Source organism: Novosphingobium sp. MD-1, assembly GCF_001014975.1.
Classification (GTDB): Bacteria; Pseudomonadota; Alphaproteobacteria; order Sphingomonadales; family Sphingomonadaceae; genus Novosphingobium.
In genome coordinates, this window is sequence record NZ_BBXA01000013.1 from 496,998 (window position 1) to 522,708 (window position 25,711).

The 25,711-nt window shown below is 65.4% G+C and carries 21 protein-coding genes; 9 read left to right on the forward strand and 12 right to left on the reverse strand.

The annotated features are described in order from the left end of the window. Positions 1–50: 50 nt before the first annotated feature. Both NMD1_RS02730 and NMD1_RS02735 read right to left on the reverse strand, forming a co-directional pair. Positions 51–845: a haloacid dehalogenase type II gene (locus tag NMD1_RS02730; protein WP_125953522.1), complete on the reverse strand. Its 795-nt coding sequence runs from the start codon at positions 843–845 to the stop codon at positions 51–53. 89 nt (positions 846–934) lie between these two features. Next, positions 935–1,954, reverse strand: a complete 1,020-nt coding sequence (locus NMD1_RS02735) for an alpha/beta fold hydrolase (RefSeq protein WP_125953523.1) — start codon at positions 1,952–1,954, stop codon at positions 935–937. A 106-nt stretch (positions 1,955–2,060) separates the two neighbouring features. Between NMD1_RS02735 and NMD1_RS02740 the strand changes: the two genes are divergently transcribed. Next, the gene (locus NMD1_RS02740; protein ID WP_125953524.1) at positions 2,061–2,963 is read left to right on the forward strand and encodes a LysR family transcriptional regulator; all 903 of its coding nucleotides are present in this window, start codon (positions 2,061–2,063) and stop codon (positions 2,961–2,963) included. Between the two features lie 41 nt (positions 2,964–3,004). Here NMD1_RS02740 and NMD1_RS02745 read toward each other — a convergent pair whose 3' ends face one another. Together NMD1_RS02745 and NMD1_RS02750 are read right to left on the reverse strand one after the other, a co-directional pair. Beyond that, the gene (locus NMD1_RS02745; RefSeq protein ID WP_125953525.1) at positions 3,005–3,184 is read right to left on the reverse strand and encodes a rubredoxin; all 180 of its coding nucleotides are present in this window, start codon (positions 3,182–3,184) and stop codon (positions 3,005–3,007) included. Between the two features lie 15 nt (positions 3,185–3,199). Further along, entirely contained in the window at positions 3,200–4,471 is a 1,272-nt protein-coding gene (locus NMD1_RS02750) for a cytochrome P450 (protein ID WP_125953526.1), read from the reverse strand. 111 nt (positions 4,472–4,582) lie between these two features. Here NMD1_RS02750 and NMD1_RS02755 point away from each other — a divergent pair, with 111 nt between their 5' ends. Then, entirely contained in the window at positions 4,583–5,209 is a 627-nt protein-coding gene (locus NMD1_RS02755; protein WP_158453872.1) for a TetR/AcrR family transcriptional regulator, read from the forward strand. Here the strand turns inward: NMD1_RS02755 and NMD1_RS02760 are convergent. Then, entirely contained in the window at positions 5,200–5,757 is a 558-nt protein-coding gene (locus NMD1_RS02760; RefSeq protein WP_124809519.1) for a hypothetical protein, read from the reverse strand. The two genes, NMD1_RS02755 and NMD1_RS02760, sit on opposite strands and share 10 nt — an antisense overlap. Before the next feature lie 295 nt (positions 5,758–6,052). On the opposite strand from NMD1_RS02760, the gene NMD1_RS02765 reads away from it, so the two are divergent. After that, positions 6,053–6,565 carry a hypothetical protein gene (locus tag NMD1_RS02765; protein WP_125953528.1) on the forward strand — a complete coding sequence of 171 codons (513 nt, stop codon included), beginning with the start codon at positions 6,053–6,055 and terminating at the stop codon, positions 6,563–6,565. A gap of 158 nt (positions 6,566–6,723) precedes the next feature. On the opposite strand, the gene NMD1_RS02770 is transcribed toward NMD1_RS02765, so the two are convergent. The 4 genes from NMD1_RS02770 to NMD1_RS02785 all read right to left on the reverse strand — a co-directional run bounded on the left by NMD1_RS02770 (position 6,724) and on the right by NMD1_RS02785 (position 13,866). Beyond that, complete coding sequence (locus NMD1_RS02770; RefSeq protein WP_125953529.1) at positions 6,724–8,733, reverse strand: alpha-glucosidase; 2,010 nt, start codon at positions 8,731–8,733, stop codon at positions 6,724–6,726. Then, the gene (locus NMD1_RS02775; RefSeq protein ID WP_125953530.1) at positions 8,723–10,366 is read right to left on the reverse strand and encodes a long-chain-fatty-acid--CoA ligase; all 1,644 of its coding nucleotides are present in this window, start codon (positions 10,364–10,366) and stop codon (positions 8,723–8,725) included. Before NMD1_RS02775 ends, NMD1_RS02770 begins: the two co-directional genes overlap by 11 nt. 84 nt (positions 10,367–10,450) lie before the next feature. Then, positions 10,451–12,772 carry a TonB-dependent receptor gene (locus NMD1_RS02780; protein ID WP_125953531.1) on the reverse strand — a complete coding sequence of 774 codons (2,322 nt, stop codon included), beginning with the start codon at positions 12,770–12,772 and terminating at the stop codon, positions 10,451–10,453. Positions 12,773–12,948: 176 nt separating this feature from the next. After that, positions 12,949–13,866, reverse strand: a complete 918-nt coding sequence (locus NMD1_RS02785; protein ID WP_158453873.1) for a LysR substrate-binding domain-containing protein — start codon at positions 13,864–13,866, stop codon at positions 12,949–12,951. A gap of 107 nt (positions 13,867–13,973) precedes the next feature. On the opposite strand from NMD1_RS02785, the gene NMD1_RS02790 reads away from it, so the two are divergent. From NMD1_RS02790 to NMD1_RS02800, 3 genes are all read left to right on the forward strand, one after another. After that, positions 13,974–14,738, forward strand: a complete 765-nt coding sequence (locus NMD1_RS02790) for a phytanoyl-CoA dioxygenase family protein (protein ID WP_125953532.1) — start codon at positions 13,974–13,976, stop codon at positions 14,736–14,738. Positions 14,739–14,971: 233 nt separating this feature from the next. Beyond that, positions 14,972–15,886 (forward strand): aldo/keto reductase family oxidoreductase, encoded by a 915-nt coding sequence (locus NMD1_RS02795; protein WP_125953533.1) that lies wholly within the window; start codon positions 14,972–14,974, stop codon positions 15,884–15,886. A 25-nt stretch (positions 15,887–15,911) separates the two neighbouring features. Then, a complete protein-coding gene (locus NMD1_RS02800) occupies positions 15,912–16,997 on the forward strand; it encodes an LLM class flavin-dependent oxidoreductase (protein WP_124809533.1) in 1,086 nt (361 codons plus the stop codon). 17 nt (positions 16,998–17,014) lie between these two features. On the opposite strand, the gene NMD1_RS02805 is transcribed toward NMD1_RS02800, so the two are convergent. The 3 genes from NMD1_RS02805 to NMD1_RS02815 are packed head-to-tail and all read right to left on the reverse strand — an operon-like array spanning position 17,015 to position 20,625. After that, positions 17,015–18,385: a mannitol dehydrogenase family protein gene (locus tag NMD1_RS02805; protein WP_125953534.1), complete on the reverse strand. Its 1,371-nt coding sequence runs from the start codon at positions 18,383–18,385 to the stop codon at positions 17,015–17,017. 17 nt (positions 18,386–18,402) lie between these two features. After that, positions 18,403–19,818 carry a glucuronate isomerase gene (uxaC, locus tag NMD1_RS02810; protein ID WP_125953535.1) on the reverse strand — a complete coding sequence of 472 codons (1,416 nt, stop codon included), beginning with the start codon at positions 19,816–19,818 and terminating at the stop codon, positions 18,403–18,405. A gap of 51 nt (positions 19,819–19,869) precedes the next feature. Beyond that, positions 19,870–20,625, reverse strand: a complete 756-nt coding sequence (locus tag NMD1_RS02815; RefSeq protein WP_125953536.1) for a FadR/GntR family transcriptional regulator — start codon at positions 20,623–20,625, stop codon at positions 19,870–19,872. 99 nt (positions 20,626–20,724) lie between these two features. On the opposite strand from NMD1_RS02815, the gene manD reads away from it, so the two are divergent. The 3 genes from manD to NMD1_RS02830 all read left to right on the forward strand — a co-directional run bounded on the left by manD (position 20,725) and on the right by NMD1_RS02830 (position 25,679). Then, positions 20,725–21,933: a D-mannonate dehydratase ManD gene (gene manD, locus NMD1_RS02820; protein ID WP_124809537.1), complete on the forward strand. Its 1,209-nt coding sequence runs from the start codon at positions 20,725–20,727 to the stop codon at positions 21,931–21,933. A 77-nt stretch (positions 21,934–22,010) separates the two neighbouring features. Continuing rightward, positions 22,011–23,273 carry an MFS transporter gene (locus NMD1_RS02825; RefSeq protein WP_125953537.1) on the forward strand — a complete coding sequence of 421 codons (1,263 nt, stop codon included), beginning with the start codon at positions 22,011–22,013 and terminating at the stop codon, positions 23,271–23,273. Between the two features lie 3 nt (positions 23,274–23,276). Beyond that, positions 23,277–25,679 (forward strand): TIM-barrel domain-containing protein, encoded by a 2,403-nt coding sequence (locus tag NMD1_RS02830; protein WP_125953538.1) that lies wholly within the window; start codon positions 23,277–23,279, stop codon positions 25,677–25,679. Positions 25,680–25,711 lie beyond the last annotated feature (32 nt).

Consider the following 25,711-nt stretch of genomic DNA (forward strand, 5'->3'; position numbering starts at 1 on the left):
AAGGCCAGCCTTCGTGCTGGCCTTTCTTTTTTCGCAAGCGATAACTTCGGTTATCGGAGGAGCCGGTCGACAGCCTCCAGATCCGGTCCGGCGCTGTCGGGATGCGGCGAGAGCGTTTCTTCCGGCACGCTCAGGCGGTTAATCCAGGCGGTACGGTAGCCGAACCAGCGCGCGCCCAAGGCATCCCACCCTCCGAACGCAACGAAGCCGATCTCCTGCGCCGTCAGGCCGAAATGCGCCGGCCCCATCGCATAGGCGCAGGGCGATGGCTTGAATGCCCGGACCCGGTCGGTGCTCAATGGCGTGTCGAACAGACCGCCCAACCCGTTCCGGCGCGTGTTCGCGATCAGCACTTCGGCTTCGAGATTGGACAGGAAGGCAAGACGGATGCCGGCGCTGCGCCACCGTTCAAGCGCGGCTGCCGCATCGGGCCAGGCCGGAAGCTGCCCGAACACCGCCACCAGATCGCGCCGGATCGCTGGCGTCAGCGGGATGCCCATGGCTTGCGCGCTGAAATCCAGCGCGGCATCGGCCAACCGCCCAAACCCGCTGTAGCGGCCTGCCGCCGTTTCCATCCATGACAGCGCGAACAGCTTGTTGGTCCATGCCGCAGCCAAAGCCGCGCCCCGGTCCGGCACGGCCGACACCACCGCCGCGGTGACGGCGCGCGGGTCGAATATCGTGAAGCCATCGAATGCAAGGGCACGGATCGGTCGCGCCTCCCCATTGGGCGCGCCTCGCAAGGGAGACGCGACGGCCCTGCGCACGGCGGAAAAGGCGGCCATGCCGCCAAGCGCAAGGCTCAGGAAATGGCGGCGCTTCGGAAACCGTTGGAAATCGCTCATCTCGGGACCTGCTCCGCTCCGCATGGAACAGGGCAGCCGGTGCGGAGGGGGAGCACCGGCTGCCACCAGCCCGGAGGCCGGACGATGCCTCAGCGGGCCTTGGCGACCTGCCGATCGTAGAAATCGATCATGTGCCCCGCGATGTAGGGAAGGTTGTCCTCGGTCGCGAAATGCCCCGCGTTCAGCCGGTGCATTTCCGCCTTGGGCAAATCGCGCAGGAAGGCTTCGCCGCCGGCAGGCAGGAAGAACGGATCGTGCTGGCCCCAGAAGATCACCGTCTTCGGCTGGCGGTCGCGCAGCAGCTTCTGCCAGGCCGGGTAGAGCGGCGGGTTCGTCCGGTAATCGTAGAACAGGTCGAGCTGGATACGCAGGTTGTTGGGGCGGGCGACGAAGGCGCTGTCACTGAGCCAGGCATCGGGACTGACCAGCTCGGGGTGGCCCGCGCCAGCGAGATAGACGCCCTTGATCCCCTCCGGCGTGTTGAACGCGGCCAGCGGCTTTTCGGTTTCGGCATTGCGGTTGACCCACAGCGCATTGCGGAAGCCGTCCCACGCGGGCGAGAAGCCTTCCTCGTAAGCATTCGAATTCTGGACCACGAGCCAATCCAGCGCCGCCGGATTGCGCGAAACGATGCGGAAGCCCACCGGGCCACCATAATCCTGCACGAACAGGCCGTAGTGGTCGAAGCCCTTGGCCGCCAGGAACTTTTCGATCGTGCGGGAAATGCCCTCGAACGAGTAGGCATAGCTCGCGGGATCGGGGGCGTCGCTGTTGCCGAAGCCCTGGTAGTCGGGAGCGATTACATGGAAGCGGCGTGCAAGCAGCGGGATCATATCGCGGAACTGGTGCGAGGACGACGGCCAGCCATGCAGCAGAACCAGCTTGGGAAGGCTGGCGTCTCCGGCTTCGCGGTAAGCGATGTTCAGCCCGTCCACGGGGACCGTGCCATAGCGTACCTGTGCCGGATCGGCGACGGTGGTAATCGGGTGTTCGAGCGTTCCGGCGGCCAGCGCGGGCGCGGCAAGGCCGGCCACGGCAACCGCGCCGGTCAGTGCGACGCCAGCGATGCGTCCGGCGATCCGGGACGCTGCAGGGGAAGTATCAGACATGGAATTCCTCATCGGCTAGGGGCGATGGGAATGATCTATGTAATCCCGATATGATGGAGTATCCTGCCAATTCAGGAAGCATTGTTCTAAATTTTGGAAGAGTTTGATGGACCGGTTCGATGCCATGCGAACGCTGCTGGCCGCCATCGAAGGCGGGAGCCTGACCGCCGCGTCGCGCGCCCTCGGCATGCCGCTGGCCACGGTCAGCCGCAAGATTTCCGATCTGGAAAGCCATCTCGGCACGCGCCTGGTGGTACGCACGACGCGGCGGTTGCAGCTTACCGAGGCCGGAGCGCATTACGTCGCCAGCGCCCGCCGCATTCTCGATGACGTCGAGGAAGCGGAGCGCCTGGCCATGGGCGAATACCGCGCACCGCGCGGGCACCTGACCATCACCGCCCCGCTGATGTTCGGACGGCTCCATGTCGAACCCGTGGTGCGCGAATTCCTGCAGGCTTATCCCGAAATCGACGTGCGGCTGGTGCTGGCCGACTATGTGGTGAACCTGATTGATGATCGCGTCGATGCCGCCGTGCGCATCGGCGCGCTGCCCGACAGCACGATGGTGGCGACGCGGCTGGGCGAGGTGGTCTGGCGGGTCTGCGCCAGCCCTGCCTACATTGCCGCGCGGGGCGCGCCTATCGCGCCCGAGGATGTATCACAGCACGATTGCGTGCTGTTTGACGGCATATATGGAACGAACGTGTGGCGCTTTGGCCGGGGCAAGGATGCTCAGGCCGTGACGGTAAAGCCCCGCCTCTCGGTCAATTCGGCCGAAGCGGCGATCGCGTCGGCGTGCGGCGCGCTGGGGATCATCCGGCTGCTGAGCTATCAGGTGCGCGAGGCGATAGAGGCCGGGCAGCTGGTACGCCTGCTGGGCGCGCTCGAGCCGGAGCCTTCGCCGGTTCACCTGGTCCACACCGGTCAGGCGATCCTGCCCTTGAAGCTGCGCGCGTTCTGGGATTTCGCCGCGCCACGCCTGCGGGCAAGGATACCGCAGGATACGTAAGGATAATCCTCGGCAGGCCCGAGCGGGGAGGCGTGCCCGCCTCAGTAATCCATCAGTTCGAAGTCCTGCTTCTCGGTGCCGCAGTCGGGGCAGTAGAACGCATCCTCCGGCACGTCCTCGAACCGCGTGCCGGGCGCGATGCCCTGTTCGGGAAGGCCCAGCGCTTCGTCGTAGATGTAGCCGCAGCTCCGGCAACGCCAGCGGCGTGATGAGGTGCCCATGCGCCTGCCCTTCCCTTACTGCGCGGTGAAGCGGATCGGCACGTGCTTTGGCCCGCACACGAAATTGGAAATCGTGCGCGAGGGCGTGCCGGCCATTTCCACGGCCTTGAGCCGCGTGAACAGCTCTTCCCACAGGATGCGCATTTCCATCCGCGCGAGGTGCTGGCCAAGGCAGACGTGGACGCCATAACCGAACGCGATCTGCGGGTTGGTGCCGCGGTCCAGCCGGAAATCGAAGGGATCGTCGAACACCGTCTCGTCGCGGTTGCCGGACTGGTAGCACAGCATCAGCCAGTCGCCCTTGGCGATCCGCTTCCCGCCGATCTCGCAATCCGCCACGGCTGACCGCATGAAGTGCTTTACCGGGACGACCCAGCGGATCGATTCCTCGACGAACGCGGGAATAAGCGAGGGATCCGCCTGCATCTGCCCAAGCAGTTCCGGCCGTTCGGCCAGCGCCCACATCGCCCCCGCCGTGGTGTTGGAGGTGGTGTCGTGCCCCGCCGTGGCGGCGATGATGTAATAGCCCATAATCTGCCGGTGGTTGAGGTATTCGCCGTTCACTTTGGCGTTGGCGATCAGGCTGTTCACTTCCGTGCTGGGGTTTTCGCGGAACCGCTTGGTCACGGCGCCGAAATAGGCTTCCAGCTCCATCGTGGTTTCCCACAGCGACTTGAGGATTTCCTCCGGCGTCTGCTCCTTGCCGGAACGGTTCAGTTCGGGATCGGCGTTCGAGAACAGCTCCTGCGTCAGCTTGAGCATGAACGGTTCGTCTTCCTGCGGCACGCCCAGCACCGTCATGATCACGCGCAAAGGATAGAGGAAGGCGACATCCATCGCGAAGTCGCATTCGCTGCCCTTCGCCAGCATGTGATCGACGAATTCGCGCGCGATCTTGCGGACCTGTTCCTCCAGCGGCCGGATCGCGCGGGGCGTCAGGTGCGGAAACAGGATGCCGCGCAGGTCCTTGTGCTCCTGCCCGTCCAGCGAAACGAGGCTGCGGATCAGGTTGGGATCGCCCCCGGTCAGCGCCTTGACCTTGGCCTCGTTCTCCCGGCTGGACATGAAAGTTGACCGATCGCCGTTGTGGAACAGGTCGGGCTGGCGCTCGATATCCTTGATGTCGGCATGGCGGCTGACCACCCAGAACGGATCGAAGCCTTCCAGTTCCGCCACGTCGAGCGGCGCTTCGGCGCGGATACGCCGGAACGCGGCATCCACCCTGTCTCCGTCGGCATAGGCCTGCGCGTTGATGACCGTTTCCGCGAGCGTCTGTTCCAGCGCCATGGCTATCCTCTCCTCTTGCCTTTCCGCGTCGGGGCGGAGACTCGTATATCTTGACCGGGAAGTTATTTTTATGTTGGTTGTTGGTCAACAAATAAATTGGAGAGTCACGACGTGGAACGTCCCGCGCGCCGGACGCAGCGCGAACGCAGCGAGGATTCGGAAAACCGCCTGCTGGCAGCGGCGGCTGCGATCATTGCCGAGGATGGCTACACGGCCGCCACGCTGGAGCGCGTGGGCGATCGGGCCGGCTTCAGCCGCGCGCTTGCCAGCCGCAAGTACGGATCGAAGGATGGCCTGATCGAAGCCGTGATCCGGCGCGTGTCCGATCATGTTCATGCCCAGCTCGACATGGCCGTGGCCGATGTCTCCCGCCCGCTCGACCGACTGCTGACGATGATCGACCGGTTCACCGACCTGATGTCCACCGACATCTCCGTCCGCGCCTATTTCGTACTGTTTAGCGCCATGCTGGCCAACCGGCTGGAAACGCGGGTGGTGTTTCAGGAGGTGCAGGACCGCTATGCCGAGAGGCTTCAGGCCATGATCGCCGAAGGCCAGGCGGCCGGCGAAATAAGTGCAGCACTGGACCCGCTGACGGCGGCCTATGTGGTGGGCAGCCTTCAGGCCGGGCTGGCGATCGAGGCGGCGATGGGTACCGAGATGGAGAGCGGTCCAATCCGCACGCACCTGGCGGTAATGCTCAAGGGCGCGCTGGGCGTTGCGCGCGATCAGGGCTGAACAGCATAGCCCCGGTCGAGGACGGCGCGGACGAACGGCGGCACGGTATAGACCGCTAGCCGCTGCGCGCCCCGGTTTTCGTGATCGACGCGATACCCCTGATAGTGGCGCTTGACGAGGCCGGCCTTGACCAGTTCCGACACCGCGCGGCTGACCGCCGTCATGCCAGAAGCGCGCAGGCGGTTGGCGATTTCCTCCTCCACCACGCGCTCGCATGCGGCCGCGTCATCGGGCAACTGCCCCTGCTCCTCCAGCGCCTGGCGCACCTTGCCCACCGTGACGCGGCGATAGTGGTGCCGCGCGGCGGTGGGTGCGATCGCGGCGGACAGCCATTCGCGGATCGGCACGAGCTGCTCCCCTTCGCGCACGTAGGGCCCGGCCGCCCCGCCCCGCCCGGCGGCGCGGGCGATCAAGTCGAGCACCATGAAGGTATAGCGTGGCCGCGCCGAATGATCGGCGATGGCGCGCATGATGCCGGGCAGGTCAAGCGGCCGCTCGCTGGCGACGGCAACGGGTTTGGGCACCGAACTGAAAGGCAATTCCAACATGGAACGAATCAAGCACAAAGCGGACTCCGTGTGAATCGTGAAAGTGCAGGCGCCTTTCGATCCCCGCACTTTTTCCATCTGTGTCACTTTACCAGAGCGCCTTGGTAAAGTGACATTGTTGGTACTTTAGCGGCTTGGACAGACTTCGGCTCGGACGGCCCGGCCGCTATCCGAGGTTTCGCCGGGCGAACAGCCTGTCCGGATGACGCGAAAGCCGCCGCTGAAACACTACGAACTTGCGGATGTTGGATCGCCTGGCTTAGCGTCTGACCGCACTTAACGAGGGGTGGGTCGAATGGCCAAAGGGATGTTCACGCTCGGACTTTTTCTGTCTGCGGGGGTAGTGTCACCTGCACTCGCAGATGGCTGGGAAGTCCAGCAGCCTCCGGTAACCAGCAACTTGCAATTGGTTTATAAGGGCGACACTCAAGCATCGTATTTATTTGAATGCCATCCCACAAATGTCGTTCTCACCGAGTTGGGAGTGACCGATCTTGTTGATCTTCAAACCAATGTAAAAATTGGAGATACGCCTGGTTCCGTTATAACTCCAGGCGCAGCGCTGATGGCACTGGCAACGAGTGAAAAAGACGCGCCGAATTTCAAACTCGCAGAAGTTTCTCCTAATGCCATTCGAGGCTGGAACTTGACACTCCGCTTCGAGAAAAACGACAAGGCTTTGAAAGCCTTAGCGAAGGCCACGATGGTCTCAGTCTTTACCACTGGGTATACCATGGCAGTTGGTCTGAACGATACCGACAGACAGAGCGTGAGGACCTTCTTGTCGCTGTGCGGCGTCAAGTTCTAACGTCCGCTAACCTGCCCTTCCCGCCGGATTGGATACTCTGCAGGCGACGCGATAGTGGACTTTGGCATACGAAATCCCGCTCGTCCTCAGTCCGCCGAAGGACGAGCGGATTCGGGATTTGGTAATCCGCGCCCCAAGGCTCTCTCTCGTTCCGTAAGTCAGAGCATCGCGATGGTCGCGAACAGATCGGCATCCGCCGCGCCCGCGCGATAGAATACCGGCGGCTGGCCGAAAGGCGCGGGCACGGTCACGTCCCTTCCCCCTTCATGCTGTTCGCCGCTCCACACATGCACCCAGCAGGTGCCGGCGGGCAGATAGGTGGTCCAGTCCATCCTCCCCTGCTCGATCACCGGCGCGACCAGCAGGTCGGGGCCGAGCAGATACGCCGTCTGGATGGCATAGGTTTTCGGATCGTCCTCGAAATGCAGGAACAGCGGGCGCTGGATTGGCAGGCCCGTGTCCGCCGCCTCGTGCGATAACGTGCGCAGATAGGGCGCGAGATGCGCGTAGATGCGCGTCATCCGCGCGAAATGGGCGAGCAGTTCGGGGCTGTCGTCGTATTGCGTATTGGCGCGCGGCCGGTTGCCTTCGTGCGTGCGGATCATCGATGTGAAGGCCGCCATTTCCGCCCAGCGCATCGCCAGTTCCGGCGAACGCGTGGTATCGAACAGGCTGGTATAGCCGCCGGTGTCGCTGTGATGGTGCGCGTTGCCCAGCAGACCGGCCGAGAGCGCGGCGCAGATCACCGTGCCGATCCCGTCATGCCGGCTGAAGTCCACCGCCTGGTCCCCGGCCCACAGCATCGGGCAATGCCTTTGCACGCCCGCAGCGCCCGATCGCATGAAGAACATCACATCGCCGGTCCTGCCGCGCCCGGCGACGCCCTTGGCGTTGACTTCGCCCCACAGCGCGGGCCAGCGGTTGTGCGCGGTCATCCCGCTTTCGCCATTAGCCAGACGGACGTCGACGGGCAGGTATTCGCCGAAATCGGCCATCCAGCCGGACAGCCCGAAATCGAGCATGTTGCGGCCGATCACGGCCTCGGCGAACCAGTCGGCCGCCGCCGGATTGGTGAAATCGACATGGCCGCAATCGAACTCGCCGAAGTCGATGACATAGGGTTCGTCCGCATCGGGCCGCATGACGAGATAGCCGTGCTCCGCCGCGTGAGCGTAAAGTTCACCGTCGACCGCCAGATAAGGATTTACGTAGCCCAGGAAGCGGATGCCACGTTCCCGGAGTTCCGCGATATGGCGGGGCAGATCGGGGTGGCGTTCGGTGTTCCACTTCCAGTCCCAGAACAGCCGGTTGCCGAAGCTGGTGATGCGCAGCCCCACCCAGTCCTCGCACCACAGGCCCGAGACGGCGACGCCGGCCTCCTCATAGCGCTTGAGCCGCGTGAAACTTTCCGCGCCGTCCTTCAGTCCGATCACCGCGCCCTTGTAGAGCCATTCGGGCAAGGGCGGCTGCTTGCCGAAGCGATCCGCCAGTGCGGTTACTATGTCCGCAAAGCGCGGGCGCGCCCATAGTTCGATCCGGGCGGGAATCTCCCACACCTCGATCTCGTGGAAAGCAGCATCGCGAAAATCGAACGCGGCGTAGGCATAGCTGTCGATGTGCAGCGCATAGCGGCGCGAGCTGATGAAGGTCGGTTGCGGATAGTTGGTGTGGGCAGAGGTGCCGCCGCCACCCTTCGCCAGCGCCTCCACCTGCTGGAACAGCGTCGCTTCGGGATCGCGGCCGACGCCGGGTTCGGAACTCCACAGCGGAAAATGGCGGCCGCGCAAGTCGAAATAGGAAAACTGCTCGCCCCCGCCCCACACGTGTTCGTCCGCTTCGGCCGGCACGCGCAGCCACAGCCGGTTCAGCGTGGGATCGAGCGCCCTAGGCGCGATCACCGCATCGTCGCCGGTGATGGAAACGGTAAGTTCGAGCAGCCAAGGGCCACCCGCGTGCTCCGCCAACCGGATGCGGTCGCCATCGGCCTCGGCATGAGTCAGCGCGATCCGTTCGACATCGCTCTGCGAAACATCGAAATGCCCCCGGCGCGCGGCAACATGCGCATGCCCCCGCCCCACCGCGATGCAGGGCGCCCCCGCCGCGTGCGACAGGATGGTGGTTCCGCCGAGGCGGATCGCGAAGCCGGTATCGAGCGCGTCAGGCGCCATGGTTTGCAGTCCTTTTGCTATCTGTCATCGCGGCAAAGCGCACGCGCAATGCCTTCTTGTCGATCTTGCCCGTCGCCCCCAGCGGCATCGCGTCGATGAAGGCCACCGTATCCGGCATCCACCAGCGGGCGATACGGCCTTCGAGCGTAGCGAGCAGGTCTTCCGCCGTCGCTTCTTCGCCGGGATGGAGCGCCGCGACCAGCATCGGACGTTCGTCCCAGCGCGGATGCGGAATGCCGATTACCGCACAAAGCGCCACCTTGGGATGGCCGGCGGCAATGTTCTCGATCTCGATCGAACTGATCCATTCCCCGCCGGACTTGATCACGTCCTTGGCGCGATCGACGATGGCCATGTAGCCTTGCGCGTCGATCGTTGCGATATCGCCAGTATCGAAGAAGCCCTCGCCGTCCAGCATCTCGCCCGCCGCGCCGCCCAGATAGCCGGACGCCACCGTCGGGCCGCGCACATGCAGCCTGCCCGGCGTCACCCCATCGTGCGGCAGACGCGCGCCGGCATCGTCCACGATCTTCAGTTCGATGCCAAAGGGCGGGCGGCCCTGCCTGAGCCGGATCGGCAGCTGCTCCTCGAACGGAAGGGCCGCGACTTCCGGCGTCAGCTTGCCATGCGTGCCGATGGGCGAGGTTTCGGTCATGCCCCAGCCCTGCACCGTCTCCACCCCGTGTTCGCGCAGGCGGCGGACCAGGCTTTCGGGTAGCGCGGCGCCTCCGATAATGACCCGGCGCAGGCTGGTCAGACGGCCGCCAGTGGTATCGAGATGGTGGAGCAGGCCTTGCCACACGGTCGGTACGGCGGCGGAGAACGTTACGCCCTCGCTTTCGATCAGGGCGTGAAGCGACGCGCCATCAAGCTGCGCGCCGGGCAGCACCAGCTTGCAGCCGACGGCCGCGGTCGACAGCGGCATGCCCCAGGCATTGGCGTGGTACATCGGCACGATCGGCATGGCCACGTCGTTGATCGAAAGGCCGAACACGTCCGGCTGCAAGGTCAGCAGCATGTGCAGCACCGTTGAACGGTGCGAATAGAGCACGCCCTTCGGGTTGCCCGTGGTGCCGCTGGTGTAGCAGAGCGCGCAGGCGGTCTCTTCGCCGAAATCGCCCCAGCGCACGTCGCCCGGGGTTTCCGCGATCAGGGCTTCGACCGGGACCGCACCCGGCAGCACCCCGGCATCGACGGCAGCGGCATCACCCAGCACGATGATAGCGCCGTTGAAGGCCGTTCCAGCCAGCACTTCGGCCAGAAGCGGTTGAAAGCAGGGATCGACCAGGATCGCGCGGTCATCCGCATGGTCGACGATATAGCGGAGCTGGTCGGCGAACAGGCGCGGATTGAGCGTGTGGCACACCGCGCCCATGCCCATGATCGCGAACCACGCTTCGAGATGGCGCGCATTGTTCCAGGCCATGGTGGCGACCCGGTCGCCGCGCCCGATACCCAGCGCGGTGAGCGCGGCCGACAAGCGCCGTGCCCGCGCGCGGATCGTGGCATAGTCGGTACGTTCGAGAGAGCCGTCGGCCTGGCGGCTGACGACGGGGCGATCCCCGTCCCAGTCGGCAGCGTGGTCGACGATCCGGTCGACCGTCAACGGCCATTCCTGCATCAACCCGCGCATCGCATGGGCCTTTCGCGAGGTTGCTGTCTTTTGCGTAACGGGTGGGCCGCCCCGGCGCGAAACCGGGGCGGCCCTGCGACCCGATCAGAAGTTCATGCGCGCCGAGACGCCGAAATAGCGCTGCGCATCGCGCGGCGTGATCTGGCGCATGAACGCCGTGCCGTTCGGAATGCGCTGGATGACGAAGTGCTTGTCGGTCAGGTTCTTGGCGATGAACGAGACGCTGTACTTGTCGTCCTTGGTCCGCACCGTCACGCCCAAGTCCCACAGCGCATAGGCGGTCTGGATGGCATAGGGGTTCTGGTTGATGTCGAAACTGGTCTTGCTCTGATAGACCACCGACGTGTTCAGATCGACGTTGAACGCTTCCAGGCCCAGCGGCAGGCGCCAGTCGGCGGTGACGGTGCCCTTGTACTTCGGCGCGAAGGGCAGCGGCTTGCCGTTGATGGCATCGGCGCACGTCACTGCCGCGCCAGTCGGGCAGTTGAACTTGTTGATGTGCGCGTCGGTGTAGTTGAAACCACCGTTGAGCGAGAAGTTGTCGGTCAGCGAGGCGTTGAAATCGACTTCCACACCGCGCGTCGAAACGCTGCCCGCATTGGTCAGGCGCGTAACCACCTGGCCCGCCACGAGATCGAGGAAGTTCGCCTGGTAGTTGTTGTACTTGGCGTAGAACGCCGCGATGTTGAACGTCAGGCGGCGATCGAACAGCCGCGTCTTGAGGCCGATTTCATAGGCGTCTGACTTTTCCGGAGCGATCGGCCCGGTATCGCGCGCCAGCATGTTGAAAAACACGTTGATCGCCGGCCCCTTGTACCCGCGGGTATAGGTGCCATAGGCCATGACATCCTTGTCCACGTCGTACTGCAGGCCGACATTGCCCGACCAGCCATCCTTTGCGGTGGCCCCGGTGGCGGCAAAGGCCGGGTTCACGCCGGGGAAGGCCGTGGCGGAAGTGGAGCGGCGGCTGAAGTCGAACGCCACCTTGTCATGCGTATAGCGCGATCCGATGATGCCGCGGAACGTGGGCGTGAAGTTGGCGGTCGCCTGGCCGAAGGCCGAATAGCTGGTCAGCTTGGTGGTGAAATCCGCGTTGCCCTGCTGCGTCAGGTAGGTCGAACTTGCATCGCATGGCGTCAGGCCGTTCACCGGCGCCAGTGTCGAGGCCGTGCAGGCCTTCACCGTGCGGTTGAAGAAATCGACTTCCTTGGTGTGGTAGTAATAGAGCCCGGCCACGTATTCGAGGAACTGCTTGCCCGACGAGGCAACGCGCAGTTCCTGGGTGAATTGGTCGAACTTCAGATCGCCGCGGTCGTGCGAGAGCACATCGCTCGCGGCGGCGCCGGCGGCGACATACTTCGGCGCATCCGAACGGAAATCGCCGTCACGCTGCTGATAGTTGTACCAGTGGCGGTAGGCGGTGATCGAGGTCAGCGTGGCACTGCCCAGATCGATGTCCATCTGCGCGGAAACGCCGCTGTTGCGGTCCCTGGTCAGCGGATCGAGATCGTTGTCGATGTTCTTGTTGCGGTCGTTCAGCGTCAGCGGCGCCAGCGACGGAATGAACACGCCCGTGGTGTAGGCACCGGGGAAGACCTGGCCGATGCTGTCGGCATAACCGTTGTCGTTGTTCTGCGCGTAGTCGCCGATCACGGTCAGCTTGAACGTGTCGTTGGGCTGATAGACGACCTTGCCGCGCAACCCCCAGTGTTCGTAGCCGTTGATCTTGTGCCCGTTGAACACGTTCACGCCGTTGCCGTCATACTTGGCGTAGAAGCCGGTCAGCGAGGCCGTCAGTCCTTCGCCCAGCGCCCCGCCGACGCTGCCGCGCACGCGGAATTCGTTGCCTTCGTACCACGCCGCATCCAGATAGCCGCCGAACGCCTTGGGCGGATCACGCGTGATGATGTTGATGACGCCGGCCGAAGCGTTCTTGCCGAACAGGCTGCCCTGCGGGCCGCGCAGCACTTCGATGCGTTCGACGTCGAGGAAGTCAGAGGTCTGCTGACCAGTACGCGCGAAAACCACGCCGTCGATCACGGTCGAAACCGAAGGCTCGACGCCCGAAGCGAACGAGATGGTGCCAACGCCGCGGATCGACAGCGCCGAATCCTTGTTGGTGTTGCCCTTGCGGAAGGTGAGCGTCGGCACGCGCTGGAACAGCTGCTCCGCCGAATTGACGTTGGCGCGTTCGAGCTGCGCGCCCGAAACCACCGAGATCGCCAGCGGCACGTCCTGCAGGTTCTGCGCGCGCTTCTGCGCGGTAACGATGATTTCGCCAGTGCCGATGCCGCCGTTCTCTTCACCGGCCGGCGACTGCGCCTCGGCGGCAATAGCCGGCGCGGCGAACAAGGACATGCCCAGCGCGGTCGACAACGCAAGGCACAGCTTCGCTTTCGTTTGCATACTCAATCCTCCCCAACAGTCATCCAGCGGACCGCGCGCCCGGTTAAGCGACGCAGGCTGGAGATCGACACCCGCTCCGTTGTCGGATGGCGTGCATGTCGACCGTCTACGTCATGGAGTGCGCAATTTGGTCATTGCAGTCCAATCGAGAAAAATCGGTATGCTATGTCCAAATGCTATGGCCTTGTGGCGATGAGCTTGTGGACATGATCGAGACAGGCCGCCGTTTCGCGCATGATTTCAACATGCAGCCAGCTCACGATCTCGGGTGTCGGCCCGATATCCGGCTCGAGCAAGGCGAAATCGAGATAGACCGGCGGCGTGATCGGGCGGATCGCCACCCCCACCCGGTGAAACAGGGGTGCGCTGAACGGCTCGGCGATGGAGATGCCCAGGCCCGCTTCGACGAAAGCATAGAGAATCTGCGAATGCTGCGTCTCCAGCCGGCGGGAAACCGCGACGCCCGAAGAGGCGAGCGCCGCGTCGATGCCATTCCACAAGGCATCAGCCTCATGCATTGGACCGATGAATTCCTCGCCGGCAAGATCCGCCACAGCCAGGCTGCCGCGCTGCGCCAGCGGATGCCCCGAAGGCAGGATGCAGACATATTCCGCCCGCGCCACGCTGGTCGTGCGGATGCCTTCGCGCGGGGGAATGTCCACGCCCACGCCGAGGTCGGCCTGCCCCAGGAACACGCGTTCCTCGATGCCGCGCTGCCCCAGCGACTCCACCGTGACCTTGATGTCGGGATAGAGGATACGAAAGCGCTGGATCACCGCCGGCAGAATCGACATCGCGATCGCCGCCAGCGCGGCAATCCGCACCGTGCCGACGGGATGCGCGCGGATGCGCCGCGCCGCCTGATCGAGCAGGTCGAGACCGGTGTAGCTGCGCCGCACCGCCTCGAACAGCATCTGCGCCTGCTCGGTGGGGTGTACGCGCGCGCCGCGCCGGTCAAACAGGCGGAATCCCACCGCCCGCTCCAGATCGGCGATCAGCCGGCTAACCGACGGCTGGCTGACATTGAGCATCTGCGCGGCGGCTGTAATGCCCCCGCTCATCATCACGGCGCGGAACGCCTCAACCTGTCGCATACGCATGGTCATAGTATAGGCGTATGATTAGCTAGCGCAATTTGATTGGATGCGATGGCCGATCGCGCTCTACGAACGGGTCAACCACACGACACCGGGAGAGTCCAATGAGGTTTGCCGAGCAACGCGCCCAGTTCGAGCGCGAGGGATACGCCGTGTTCGAGCGGGTTCTGGAAGGACCGCTGCTGGACCTGCTGCGCAACGAATGCGCCCGCGTGATCGAACGCGAGGATGCCCGGCTCGATGCGCTTGGCGTCGAAGTCGATGGCATCAGCCACAAGGGCAAACGCTATTTCGCCGGCGAATGCCAGCGCGTGCAGCCCGAACTGCGCGACATGCTGTTCAGCGAAACCATGGCCGACATCTGTCGCGCGACGCTGGGCGACGATGCCTACTTCTTCTATGACCAGTATGTGGTGAAGGGCGCTTCCAAGGGCATGCCGTTCAGCTGGCACCAGGATTCGGGCTATGTCGTGGGCAACGGTGGCCCGGCGGACCACAAGCCCTACCTCACCTGCTGGTGCACGCTGGACGACACCACCGTCGCCAACGGCACCGTACGCATCCTGCCGTTCTCGCAGGCGCCGGAAACGCGCGATGGCATCGTGCCGCACATCCGCCAGGAAGGCAGCAACGATCTTGTCGGCTACACCGGCGATGCCGAAGGCGTGACCCTGGAAGTGCCGGCGGGCAGCGTCGTGGCATTCTCCAGCCTGGCGCTTCATGCGACGGGCTCCAATTCCACGCCGAACATGCGCCGCGTCTATCTGGCGCAGTATTCGCCTGAGCCGATCATCAATCCCGGCTCCAACCATCTGCGCCGCAACGCCATCGCGTTCCTGCGCGGCGGGCGTCAGGTCACGTTCAACTGAGCCGCCGGCGCACCGACGCTCAAGGCGCCAGATCGATTAGGTCTGGCGCCACCTTGAACCGGAATCGCATGTTAAACGTTCGAGCGATCACGGCATCCGGCAGCCTGCCCCTTGCGCGATCGCATTCGTCCGTATATGTCTCACGTTGTCATATCGAATAATCGATACCGAGAGGAGGATCGGGCGCGGCCCGGTCCCGGCATCCCTGACGCAGCAGCACCCAGGACATCTGCATGAGCCAGCTTCCCCTTCCCGCCGCATCACGCCCGCTGGGCGATAGCGGCCTTTCCATCTCTCCACTGGCATGGGGCATGTGGCGGCTGGCCGAGGATGGCCGCACTGCGGCCGACGCCGCCCGGCTGGTCCATGCCGCGCTCGATGCCGGCATCACCCTGCTCGATACGGCGGATATCTATGGCTTCGACGGGACCGACGGTTTCGGCGATGCCGAAGCGCTGCTGGGCGAAGTGCTGGCGGCCGAACCCGGCCTGCGCGGGCGGATGGTGCTCGCCACCAAGGGCGGAATCCTGCCACCGCTGCCCTATGACCAGAGCGCGGCCTACCTGAACGCGGCGATCGATGCCTCGCTGCGCCGCCTGCGCACCGATGTGATCGATCTGTGGCAGGTCCACCGGCCCGACATCCTCGCCCATCCGCAGGACGTGGCGCGCGTGCTGGACGACGCCGTGGCCGCGGGCAAGATCCGGACGCTGGGCGTATCGAATTTCACCATCCACCAGATCGCCGCGCTGCAGCACTTCCTCGGCCACAAGCTGGTCGCGACCCAGCCCGAAATCAGCCCCCTGCGCATCGCCTGCTTCGAGAACGGCGAGCTGGATCAGGCGATGACGATGGGGCTGGTGCCGCTCGCCTGGTCGCCACTGGGCGGGGGACGCCTGGGCGCGCCGGCCGACGAACGCGCGCACGCCGTCGCCGCCGCACTCGACAAGGTCGCCAAGGCGCAAGGCGTGTCGCGCACGGTCGCGGCCTTTGCCTGGTTGATGGCCCATCCCGCCGGAATCGTGCCGATCGTGGGATCGCAGCAGGCCGACCGGATCAGGGAAGCCGCGCAGGCGGCGCATGTGCGCTGGACGCGCGAGGAATGGTACGCGGTGCTGGTTGCCGCGCGTGGAGAGAGACTGCCCTGAAGGGCAGCGCTGAGGAGGCAAGACAATGACCCAGCAATGCGAAATCGCCTGGTTTTCCGCCCTTTGCGATGATGACTACGAGTTCCTGGGCGTTCCCGATCCCTATCTGCAATCGAGCTGGGAACACTGCCGCAACATCGTGTTGCGGGCGGAGGAAGGCGGCTTCGACAACATCCTCCTGCCCTCCGGCTATCAGCTCGGGCTGGACACGACCGCCTTTGCCGCCGCGGTGGCCACGCAAGTCCGCAAGATCAAGCTGCTCTGGGCGACCCGTATCGGCGAAGACTGGCCGCCGCAGCTTGCGCGCCGCATCGCCACGCTCGATCGCATCCTCGGCCCCAACGCGGCCGGCACGGGCGGACGGCTGAACGTCAATATCATCTCGTCCGACATGCCCGGCGAAACGCTGGCGTCGGGTCCGCGCTATCGCCGCGCGACCGAGGTGATGAAGATCGTCCGCACCCTGCTGAACGGGGAGCATCTGGATTTCGACGGCGAGTTCTACAAGCTCAAGCTCGATCCACCGCGCATCGCGACGCTTTCCGGCCGCTGCCCAGCCTTCTATTTCGGCGGACTGAGCGAAGACGCGCGCGAATGCGCGGCCGAAGGCTGCGACGTCTACCTGATGTGGCCCGATACCATGGACAAGGTGCGCGAAACCATTGCCGACATGAAGACGCGCGCAACCCGTTTCGGGCGCACTCTGCGCTTCGGCTATCGCGCGCATGTGGTCGTGCGCGAGACGGAGGAAGAGGCGCGCGCCTATGCCGATCGCCTGCTCTCGAAGCTGGATGACGATGCCGGCAAGGCGATCCGCGAAAAGTCGCTTGATGCCGCGAACTACGGCGTCCAGCGCCAAAGCGAGCTGCGCGGCGCGGCCGGCGGCGATGGCTTCGTGGAAGACAACCTGTGGACCGGGATCGGCCGGGCGCGATCGGGTTGCGGCGCGGCCATCGTCGGCACGCCCGATCAGGTGCTGGCCAAGCTGCGCGCCTATCAGGCCGAAGGGATCGAGGCCTTCATCCTTTCGGGCTATCCGCACGCGCAGGAAGCCGACCTGTTCGCGCGCCATGTCCTGCCGCATATCGCACACGGCCCGCTGGCGATCTGAAGTCGGGAAGGGATCGTCTACGAAAGGGCCGCGAGATCGTTGTCGGTGGCGGTCCAGGTCTGCGCGAACAGTCCGCCCGCGCCGAACAGCGCCCGCGCGACAGCGGAGCGATCGCCTGCCTGCCACACGGCGCGCAGGCGATCGGCCATCGGATCGTCCACCGGCCCCCAGGCGGCGACATTGTCGCCGCGCACATGGTTCATCCAGGCGTTGATCGCGGACAGGATCGCCGGGCAGGACCGGCCTTCCCGCTGGTTCGCGGTAAGCGTTTCCAGCCAGCGTTGCGGAATCTTCTGGCTGCCATCCATCGCGATCTGGATCAGCCGGTGGTTGAGCGCCGGATTGGCGAAGCGCTCGATCAGGGCGGCGGCATAGGCGGACAAATCCTGCCCCGGCGCTGCGGCGATCGTGGGCGCGGCTTCCTCCAGCATCAGGCGCGTGACCATGGCGCGCAGGTCGGGATCGCCGATCGCCTCGTGGACATAGCTGTAACCCGCCATAAGCCCGCGATAGGCGAGGGCCGAATGCGCGCCGTTGAGCATACGCAGCTTGGCCGTTTCGTAGGGAGCGACATCGGCCACCAGTTCCGCGCCCACCACGTGCCAGCGCGGACGCGCCCCGGCGAAGCGGTCTTCGATCACCCACTGGCTGAACGGCTCGGTGACGACGGCGGCGGCATCGTCGAGCCCAGACACCCCCGCCACCGCCTTGCGGTCGGCGTCGGTCGTGGCGGGCACGATCCGGTCGATCATCGTCGCCGGGCAGGTGCAGTTGTCCGCGAACCAGGCGGCCATGTCCGGTTCGTGCCGCGCGATATAGGCTTGCATGAGCGCCTCCAGCTGACGCCCGTTGTCGGCAAGATTGTCGCAGGAAAGAAGCGTCAGCCCCGGCAATCCGGCATCGCGGCGGCGGCGCAGCCCCTGCGTCACGAAGTAATAGAGGCTCTGCGAATGGGCGAGGTTGAAGTCGAGCGACCCGTCCGCCGCGCGGCAATAGCCCTTCTCCGTCACGGTGAAGCTGGCGATCCGCGTGGACGGCGCGGCCAGTTCGGCAATCACCGCCTCCGGCTGCTCGCTGGCCACCAGCACGCGCCGCACCGATCCGACCAGTCGCACCCCGATGCCTGCGGCGGACCGTTCGCTCAGCGTGTAAAGGCCATCCTGCGGATTCATCTGCGTGGCGACATCGGCCGAACGCAGCGAAACACCGGTGATCATCCAGTCGCGATCGCCCTGCCCCATGGCACGGTCGGTGTACCACGCCTGATGCGCGCGGTGGAACGCGCCGATGCCGAAGTGGACGATCCCCACCGCCTGCGCGGCGCGGTCGTAGCCGGGACGGACGACATCGGCGGACAGGCGGCTGGCGGCAGTGGTGGAAAGTCTCATCAAGCGATCCCGTCAGGTCAGAGTTTGTAGGCCCGCTTGGCGAGATTGTAGGTGAGATCGCGCGCCAGCTCCGCGGCTTCCCAGTCCTCGATGCGATGTTCCGCCACAAGCTGCGCCAGGAAGCCGCAATCGATGCGACGGGCCACGTCATGCCGCGCCGGGATCGACAGGAACGCGCGGGTATCGTCGTTGAAGCCCACGGTGTTGTAGAAGCCGGCGGTTTCCGTGGTCATCAGGCGGAAGCGGCGCATCCCTTCCGGGCTGTCATGGAACCACCACGCCGGGCCGAGCTTGAGGCAAGGGTAATGCCCCGCCAGCGGCGCCAGTTCGCGGGCATAGGCGCTTTCATCCAGCGTGAAGAGGATAATCGACAGATCGCGCGCGTTGCCGAAGCGGTCGAGCAGCGGCTTGAGCGCGTGGACGTAGTCGGTGCGGGTCGGGATATCCGCCCCCTTGTCGCGGCCGAAGCGTTCGAACAGCTGCGCGTTATGGTTGCGGAACGATCCGGGGTGAATCTGCATGACCAGCCCGTCGTCACAGCTCATCCCTGCCATTTCGGTCAGCATCTGGGCGCGGAACAGTTCCGCCTCGGCCGGGGTGAATGCTCCGGTCGAGACCTTGCCAAACAGCGCTTCGGCCTCGGCCGGCGAAAGATCGGCGGTCTGCGCGGTGGGATGGCCGTGGTCGGTGCTGGTGGCGCCCATCTGCGCGAAGAAGGCGCGGCGCTGGCGATGCGCGGCCAGATAGCCGCGCCAGGTGCGGCAGTCCTCGCCGGTAAGGGCGGACAGCGCATCGAGGTTGGCGGAAAAGCCTTCGAATTCGGGATCGACCACCGGGTCCGGGCGATAGGCGGTAATCACCCGGCCCTGCCAGCCGCCCGCCCGTGCATTCTCGGCGCGGATCGCCGCATGGTGCTCCAGCGTATCGAGCGGGCTTTCGGTGGTGGCGATCACTTCGATGCCATAGCGGTCGAACAGCGCGCGCGGACGGAAGCTGTCGGTCGCGAGCATTTCGGTGATCGTGTCGAAATAGAGGTCGGCGGTCTCGGCCTCCAGTTGCACGCCCATGCCAAAGGCTTCGGCAAAGACCCAATCGAGCCACATGCGCGATGGCGTACCCCGGAACAGGGTATAGCGTTCGGCGAACAGCCGCCATGCCGCGCGCGGATCGACGCCCGGATTGCGCACGCCCAGATCCTCGAGCGCGACGCCCTGCGAATAGAGCATGCGGAACACGTAGTGATCGGGCACCAGCAGTAGATCGGTGGCGTTGCCGAACGGCGCGTTGTCAGCGAACCAGCGGGGATCGGTGTGGCCGTGCGGGCTGACGATCGGCAGGTCCGCGATATCGGCATACAAGGCGCGCGCCAGGGCACGGACCGAAGGTTCCGCCGGCAGCAGGCGATCGGGATGCAGTTCAAGGGATCGTGGCATGGGTTCGGATATGTCTTTCGGGGCTTCAGCCAGTATTTTCAGCCAGCATTTTCAAGCGGTGGCGCGCGCGTAACGATCGCGCTTGGCCTGCACCGCGCGGCGGGCTTCGGCCACGGCGCGTTCCTCGGTGGCGAACAGCAGGCTTTCCAGCACGGCCGACAAGTGCGCGCGCATCGCCGCACGGGCAGCGGACGGATCGTGGCGCTTCAACGCCTCCAGCACGGCGGTATGTTCGTCGACCACCGGCTTGATGTTCGCGGTGCGTGCCTTTTCGTGCAGCAGCGAGGCTTCGGGCGAGGTGTAGCGCTGATTCCACAGCCGCTCGACGATCTCGATCATGGCGTTGTTGCGCGTGGCCCGGGCGATGGCGACGTGGAAACTGTGATCGGCCTTGTCCGATCCGGCGGGATCGAGGTTTTCGCGCGCGATGGCCCGCAGCAGTTCCTCCAGCTCGGCGATTTCCTCGTCGGTGATCTGGGTTGCCGCCAGCGCGGCGGTTTCACCTTCCACCAGCAGGCGCGCCTCGGTCAGCTCGAAAGCGGTGACGTTGAAGCCGGGCATGTCATCGCCGCCGGGCAGCCGCACCACATAGGCGCCCGAGCCCACGCGCACTTCCACCAGTCCCTGCACTTCCAGCGCGATGATCGCCTCGCGCACGGTCGGCCGGCTGACGTTGTAACGCACGGCCAGTTCGCGCTCGGCCGGCAAGCGCGCGCCAACGGGGTACTTGCCCGATGCCAGTTCATCCAGCAGCGCCCGCGCCAGATCCTGATAAAGCCGTTCCTGCGTCGATCCCGTCGAACTCATGCCGCCTCCGTGGCTTTACCAATTTCAAAAAACTTGACAGACCAAATTGGACCCGTCAAGTCGTCATACCAATATGGCCGCCATATCGCGAGGGATTCCATGAAAATTGAAGCCGCCAAGGTGATTGTTACCTGCCCCGGGCGGAACTTCGTCACGCTGAAGATCGTGACCGACCAGGGCGTGTACGGCATCGGCGATGCCACGCTGAACGGGCGCGAACTGGCCGTCGTGTCCTATCTGGAAGACCACGTCATTCCGTGCCTGATCGGTATGGACCCGCGCCGGATCGAAGACATCTGGCAATACCTCTATCGCGGCGCGTACTGGCGCGGCGGACCGGTAACGATGCGCGCGATCGCGGCGGTGGACGTCGCGCTGTGGGACATCAAGGCCAAGATGGCGGGGATGCCGCTGTATCAGCTTCTGGGCGGGCGCAGCCGCGACGGGGTGATGGTCTATGGCCACGCCAACGGCGCCGATATCGCCGAAACGGTCGATGCCGTGGGCCAGTACATCGACCTCGGCTACAAGGCGATCCGCGCGCAGACCGGCGTGCCGGGGATCAAGGATGCCTATGGCGTGGGGCGTGGCAAGCTCTATTACGAACCGGCCGATGCCGCGCTGCCCTCCGTGACCGGATGGGACACGCGCAAGGCGCTCAACTATGTTCCCAAGCTGTTCGACAAGCTGCGCGAAACCTATGGCTTCGATTACCACCTGCTGCACGATGGCCACCACCGCTATACCCCGCTGGAAGCGGCGCAGCTGGGCAAGGCGCTGGAGCCCTACAGCCTGTTCTGGCTGGAAGACTGCACCCCGGCGGAGAACCAGGAAGCGTTCCGGCTGGTGCGCCAGCACACCACCACGCCGCTGGCCGTCGGTGAAATCTTCAACACGATCTGGGACGCCCGGGACCTGATCCAGAACCAGCTGATCGACTACATCCGCGCGACCATCGTGGGCGCGGGCGGGGTGACGCACCTGCGCCGGCTGGCCGATCTCGCCGCGCTCTACCAGGTCCGTACCGGCTGCCATGGCGCGACCGACCTTTCCCCGGTGACGATGGGCGCCGCGCTGCACTTCGATACCTGGGTGCCCAACTTCGGCATCCAGGAATACATGCGCCACACCGAGGAAACCGACGCGGTCTTCCCGCACGACTATACCTTCGCCGATGGCTTCCTGCTCTGCGGGGAAACACCAGGCCATGGCGTCGACATCGACGAGGATCTCGCCGCGAAATACCCTTACAAGCCGGCCTACCTGCCCGTCGCCCGCCTTGCGGACGGCACGATGTGGAACTGGTGAGACGCATGCCGATACTGCCGCGATGATGCGAAGCGGGCGCGCGGAGAAATGCGCGTCCGCAAATCCCGGAGAGGCCCATGACGATCAACTGGCGCGCCGTTCGCGTCCGCATCCTGCTGCTGGTGATGGTCGGCACCGTCATCAACTATCTCGCGCGCAATTCGCTGGGCGTGCTGGCCCCGCAATTGAAGCTGGAACTGTCGATATCGACGCAGCAGTACAGCTACATCGTCGGCGCTTTCCAGATCGCCTACACGGTGATGCAGCCGGTCGCGGGGATGGTTATCGACCGAATCGGTCTGACCGCTGGTTTCGCCCTGTTCGCCATCGCCTGGTCGCTGGCCAACATGGCCCATGCCTTTGCCCGCGGGTGGTTTTCGCTGGCGGTGTTCCGCGGCCTGCTGGGCATGGCGGAAGCGGCGACGATCCCGGCGGGGATGAAAGCCATCGCCGAATGGTTTCCCGATCGCGAACGGTCGATCGCGACCGGCTGGTTCAACGCCGGCACCGCCGCCGGCGCCGCGCTCGCGCCCGTGGTAGTGGCGCTGATCGCCAAGCAATGGGGCTGGCAGGCCGGCTTCTTCGTCACCGGCGCGATCGGGCTGATCTGGGCGCTTGCGTGGTGGCGCCTCTATCGCCCGCCGGCGCAATCGCGCGTTCTCACCGACCAGGAACGGCGCCTGATCGCGGACGGACAGCGCGTGGTGGACGCGGACGCTGCCAAGGTTACGATCCGCGCCATCATCAGCGCGCCGCGCTTCTGGGCCATCGCGGTGCCGCGCTTTCTGGCGGAGCCGGCGTGGCAGACTTTCAGCTTCTGGATTCCGCTCTATCTCGCGAATGAGCGGCACATGGATCTGACGCAGATCGCGATGTTCGCGTGGCTGCCGTTTCTGGCGGCGGACGCGGGCGGCATCATCGGCGGATACCTGGCGCCGCTGTTCCAGCGCCGCTGGGGCCTGTCGCTGGAGTCTTCGCGCATTGCCGGCATTTGCCTGGGTGCGGTGCTGATGATCGGGCCGGGGCTTGTCGGCCTGGTCGCGCATCCGCTGCTGGCGATCGCGCTGCTGTCGGTCGGCGGTTTCGCGCACCAGATGATCTCGGTTCTGATCAACACGCTTTCCGCCGACGTCTTTCCCCGCTCCGATGTCGCCAAGGCCAACGGCCTGGTCGGCATGGCCGGGTGGACGGGCGGGTTGCTGTTCTCGCTGGCGATCGGGCAACTGGCGGACACGGTCGGCTATGCGCCGCTGTTTGCCTGCCTCGGCCTGTTCGACCTGATCGGCGCCCTCTGGCTGATCGCGCTGCGCCGCCACCTCACCATCCCCGCAAAGGCCTGATCGATGCCCAAGCCGCGCCTGTCCCACCCTCCCCGCTTCTCCATCGCGGAGCACGACGGCGCGCGCGTGACGCTGCACGCCGATACCGGCGCGGTGGCGCATGTCTTCGTGCTGGAGGAAGACATCGTGCGCGTGCTGCTGCTGGCGCAGGGGACCGTCACTTCCCCGCCCAGCTGGGCCGTCGCGCCGGGGCAGGAGGACGTGGCCGAACCCGGGCGCGACCGCATGGACACATCGGGCTTCGCGACGCCGGGCTTTAGCGTAAGCGAGGACGAGCACCACATCGTCGTCGAGACGCCCCGCCTGCGGCTTGCGATCACGCGCAGCGGGTTTCTCTGCACCTGGTCGCGGCAGTCGGAGGCAGGCTGGACCGTCATCAGCGCCGACCGCCCGACCCAGCCCTACAATTTCGGGTGGTGGGACGAAGCGACCTATCACTATGTCGCGCGGCAGCCGGGCGAGCGCTATTTTGGCCTGGGCGAACGCTCCGGCCCGATGGACCGCGCCGGGCGCCGTCTGCGGCTGACCAACCTCGATCCCATGGGCTATGACGCGCGGTCTTCGGACCCGCTCTACAAGGCCATCCCCTATCTGCTGGTGGTGGCCGTCGATGGGAGCGCGCATGGCGTGTTCTACGATACCACCGCCGATCCCGTGTTCGATCTGGGCCAGGAATACGACAACTACCACGGCGCCTATCGCACGATGCGCGCCGAATCCGGCGATCTCGACTACTACATGATTGCCGGGCCGGACGCGGCGGAGGTCACGCGGCGCGTCACCTGGCTGACCGGTCGCCCGGCGCTGATGCCCGGCTGGGCGCTCGGCTATTCCGGTTCGACGATGACCTATACCGACGCGCCCGACGCGCAGCGGCAGATGGGGCAATTCCTGGCGAAGCTGGAAGAGCATGACATCGGCTGCACCTCGTTCCACCTGTCGTCGGGCTACACCTCGATCGGCGACAAGCGCTATGTGTTCCACTGGAACACCGACAAGTTCCCCGACGCGAAAGGCTTCGTGCGCACCTTTGCCGAGGCGGGCGTGCGGCTGGTGCCCAACATCAAGCCCGCGCTGCTGCGCGATCACCCGCATTACGCCGATCTTGCGGCGAAAGGCTGGTTCGTGAAGGACGCCGATGGCGATCCGATCGAATGCCAGTTCTGGGACGAGCTGGGCGCCTACGTCGATTTCACCAACCCCGATGCGGCCGCGTGGTGGCGCGGGCAGGTGACGGCGCAACTGCTCGATTACGGCATCGCCTCCACCTGGAACGACAACAACGAATACGAGATATGGGATCGCCGCGCGCGCATCGACGGTTTCGGCGTGCCCCGCCCGGCCGCCGCCGAACGGCCGGTGCAGACCCTGCTGATGATGCGGGCCTCGCGCCAGGCGCAACGGGCGCATGATCCGCGGCACCGGCCCTACGTGGTCACGCGATCGGGCATGGCGGGCATGCAGCGCTATGCGCAGACATGGTCGGGCGACAACAACACCAGCTGGGAATCGCTGCGCTTCAACCAGAAGATGGGGCTTGGCCTGGCGCTGTCAGGCGTATCCAACCACGGCCACGATATCGGCGGCTTCGCGGGTCCCGCGCCCGAACCCGAACTGCTGCTGCGCTGGGTGCAGGCGGGCATCCTCATGCCACGTTTCTCGATCCACAGCTGGAACACCGATCGCACGGTCAACGAACCGTGGATGTATCCGGAGACGACCCCGGCGATCGTGCGGCTGATGGCGCTGCGGCAGGCGCTGATCCCGCAGCTTGGCCACCTGCTCTGGCGCCATCATGCCCACTACGAGCCGGTCACGCGCCCGCTGTGGCATGATTTCCCGTCCGACCCCGCTGCATGGACCGATGGCGATGACTACCTGCTCGGCCCCGATCTGCTGGTCGCCCCGGCGATGGACAAGGGCCTGGCCGAGCGCGCGGTCTATTGCCCGGCCGGCACCGACTGGTTCGACTTGCGCGATGACCGCTGCCATGCGGGTGGCCAGTGCCATGTCCTGCCCGCGCCGCTGGAAGGCCTGCCGCCGATCCTGGCGCGCGAAGGCAGCGGCGTGTTCCTCGACATCGCGCCCGGCGGTTTCGCGCCCCGGCCGATGGAACCGGCGGTGCTGCTCTATCCCCCGGCCACGGGAACGCTGCAATGGGCAGGCTTCCTCGACGAAAGCGAAGGCTGGCCCGACGCTTCCCGCCCGCCGCTGTGGCGCGTGACCGTAACGGCCAGCGCGGACGGGCTGGACATCGTGTCGCGGTGGGATGGTGCCGCGCCGGAACCGGCAGCGGGCCTGCGCATCGTCATGCCGCTGGCCGAAACGCGCAAGGTGCGGCTGAACGGCGCGGATGCCGTGGCCGCCCGGCGGCCCGTTATGGGCGTGGAGCGCCTGCTGTTCTGAACGCATTTTATCTGAAAGGCGGTGGCCTGCCC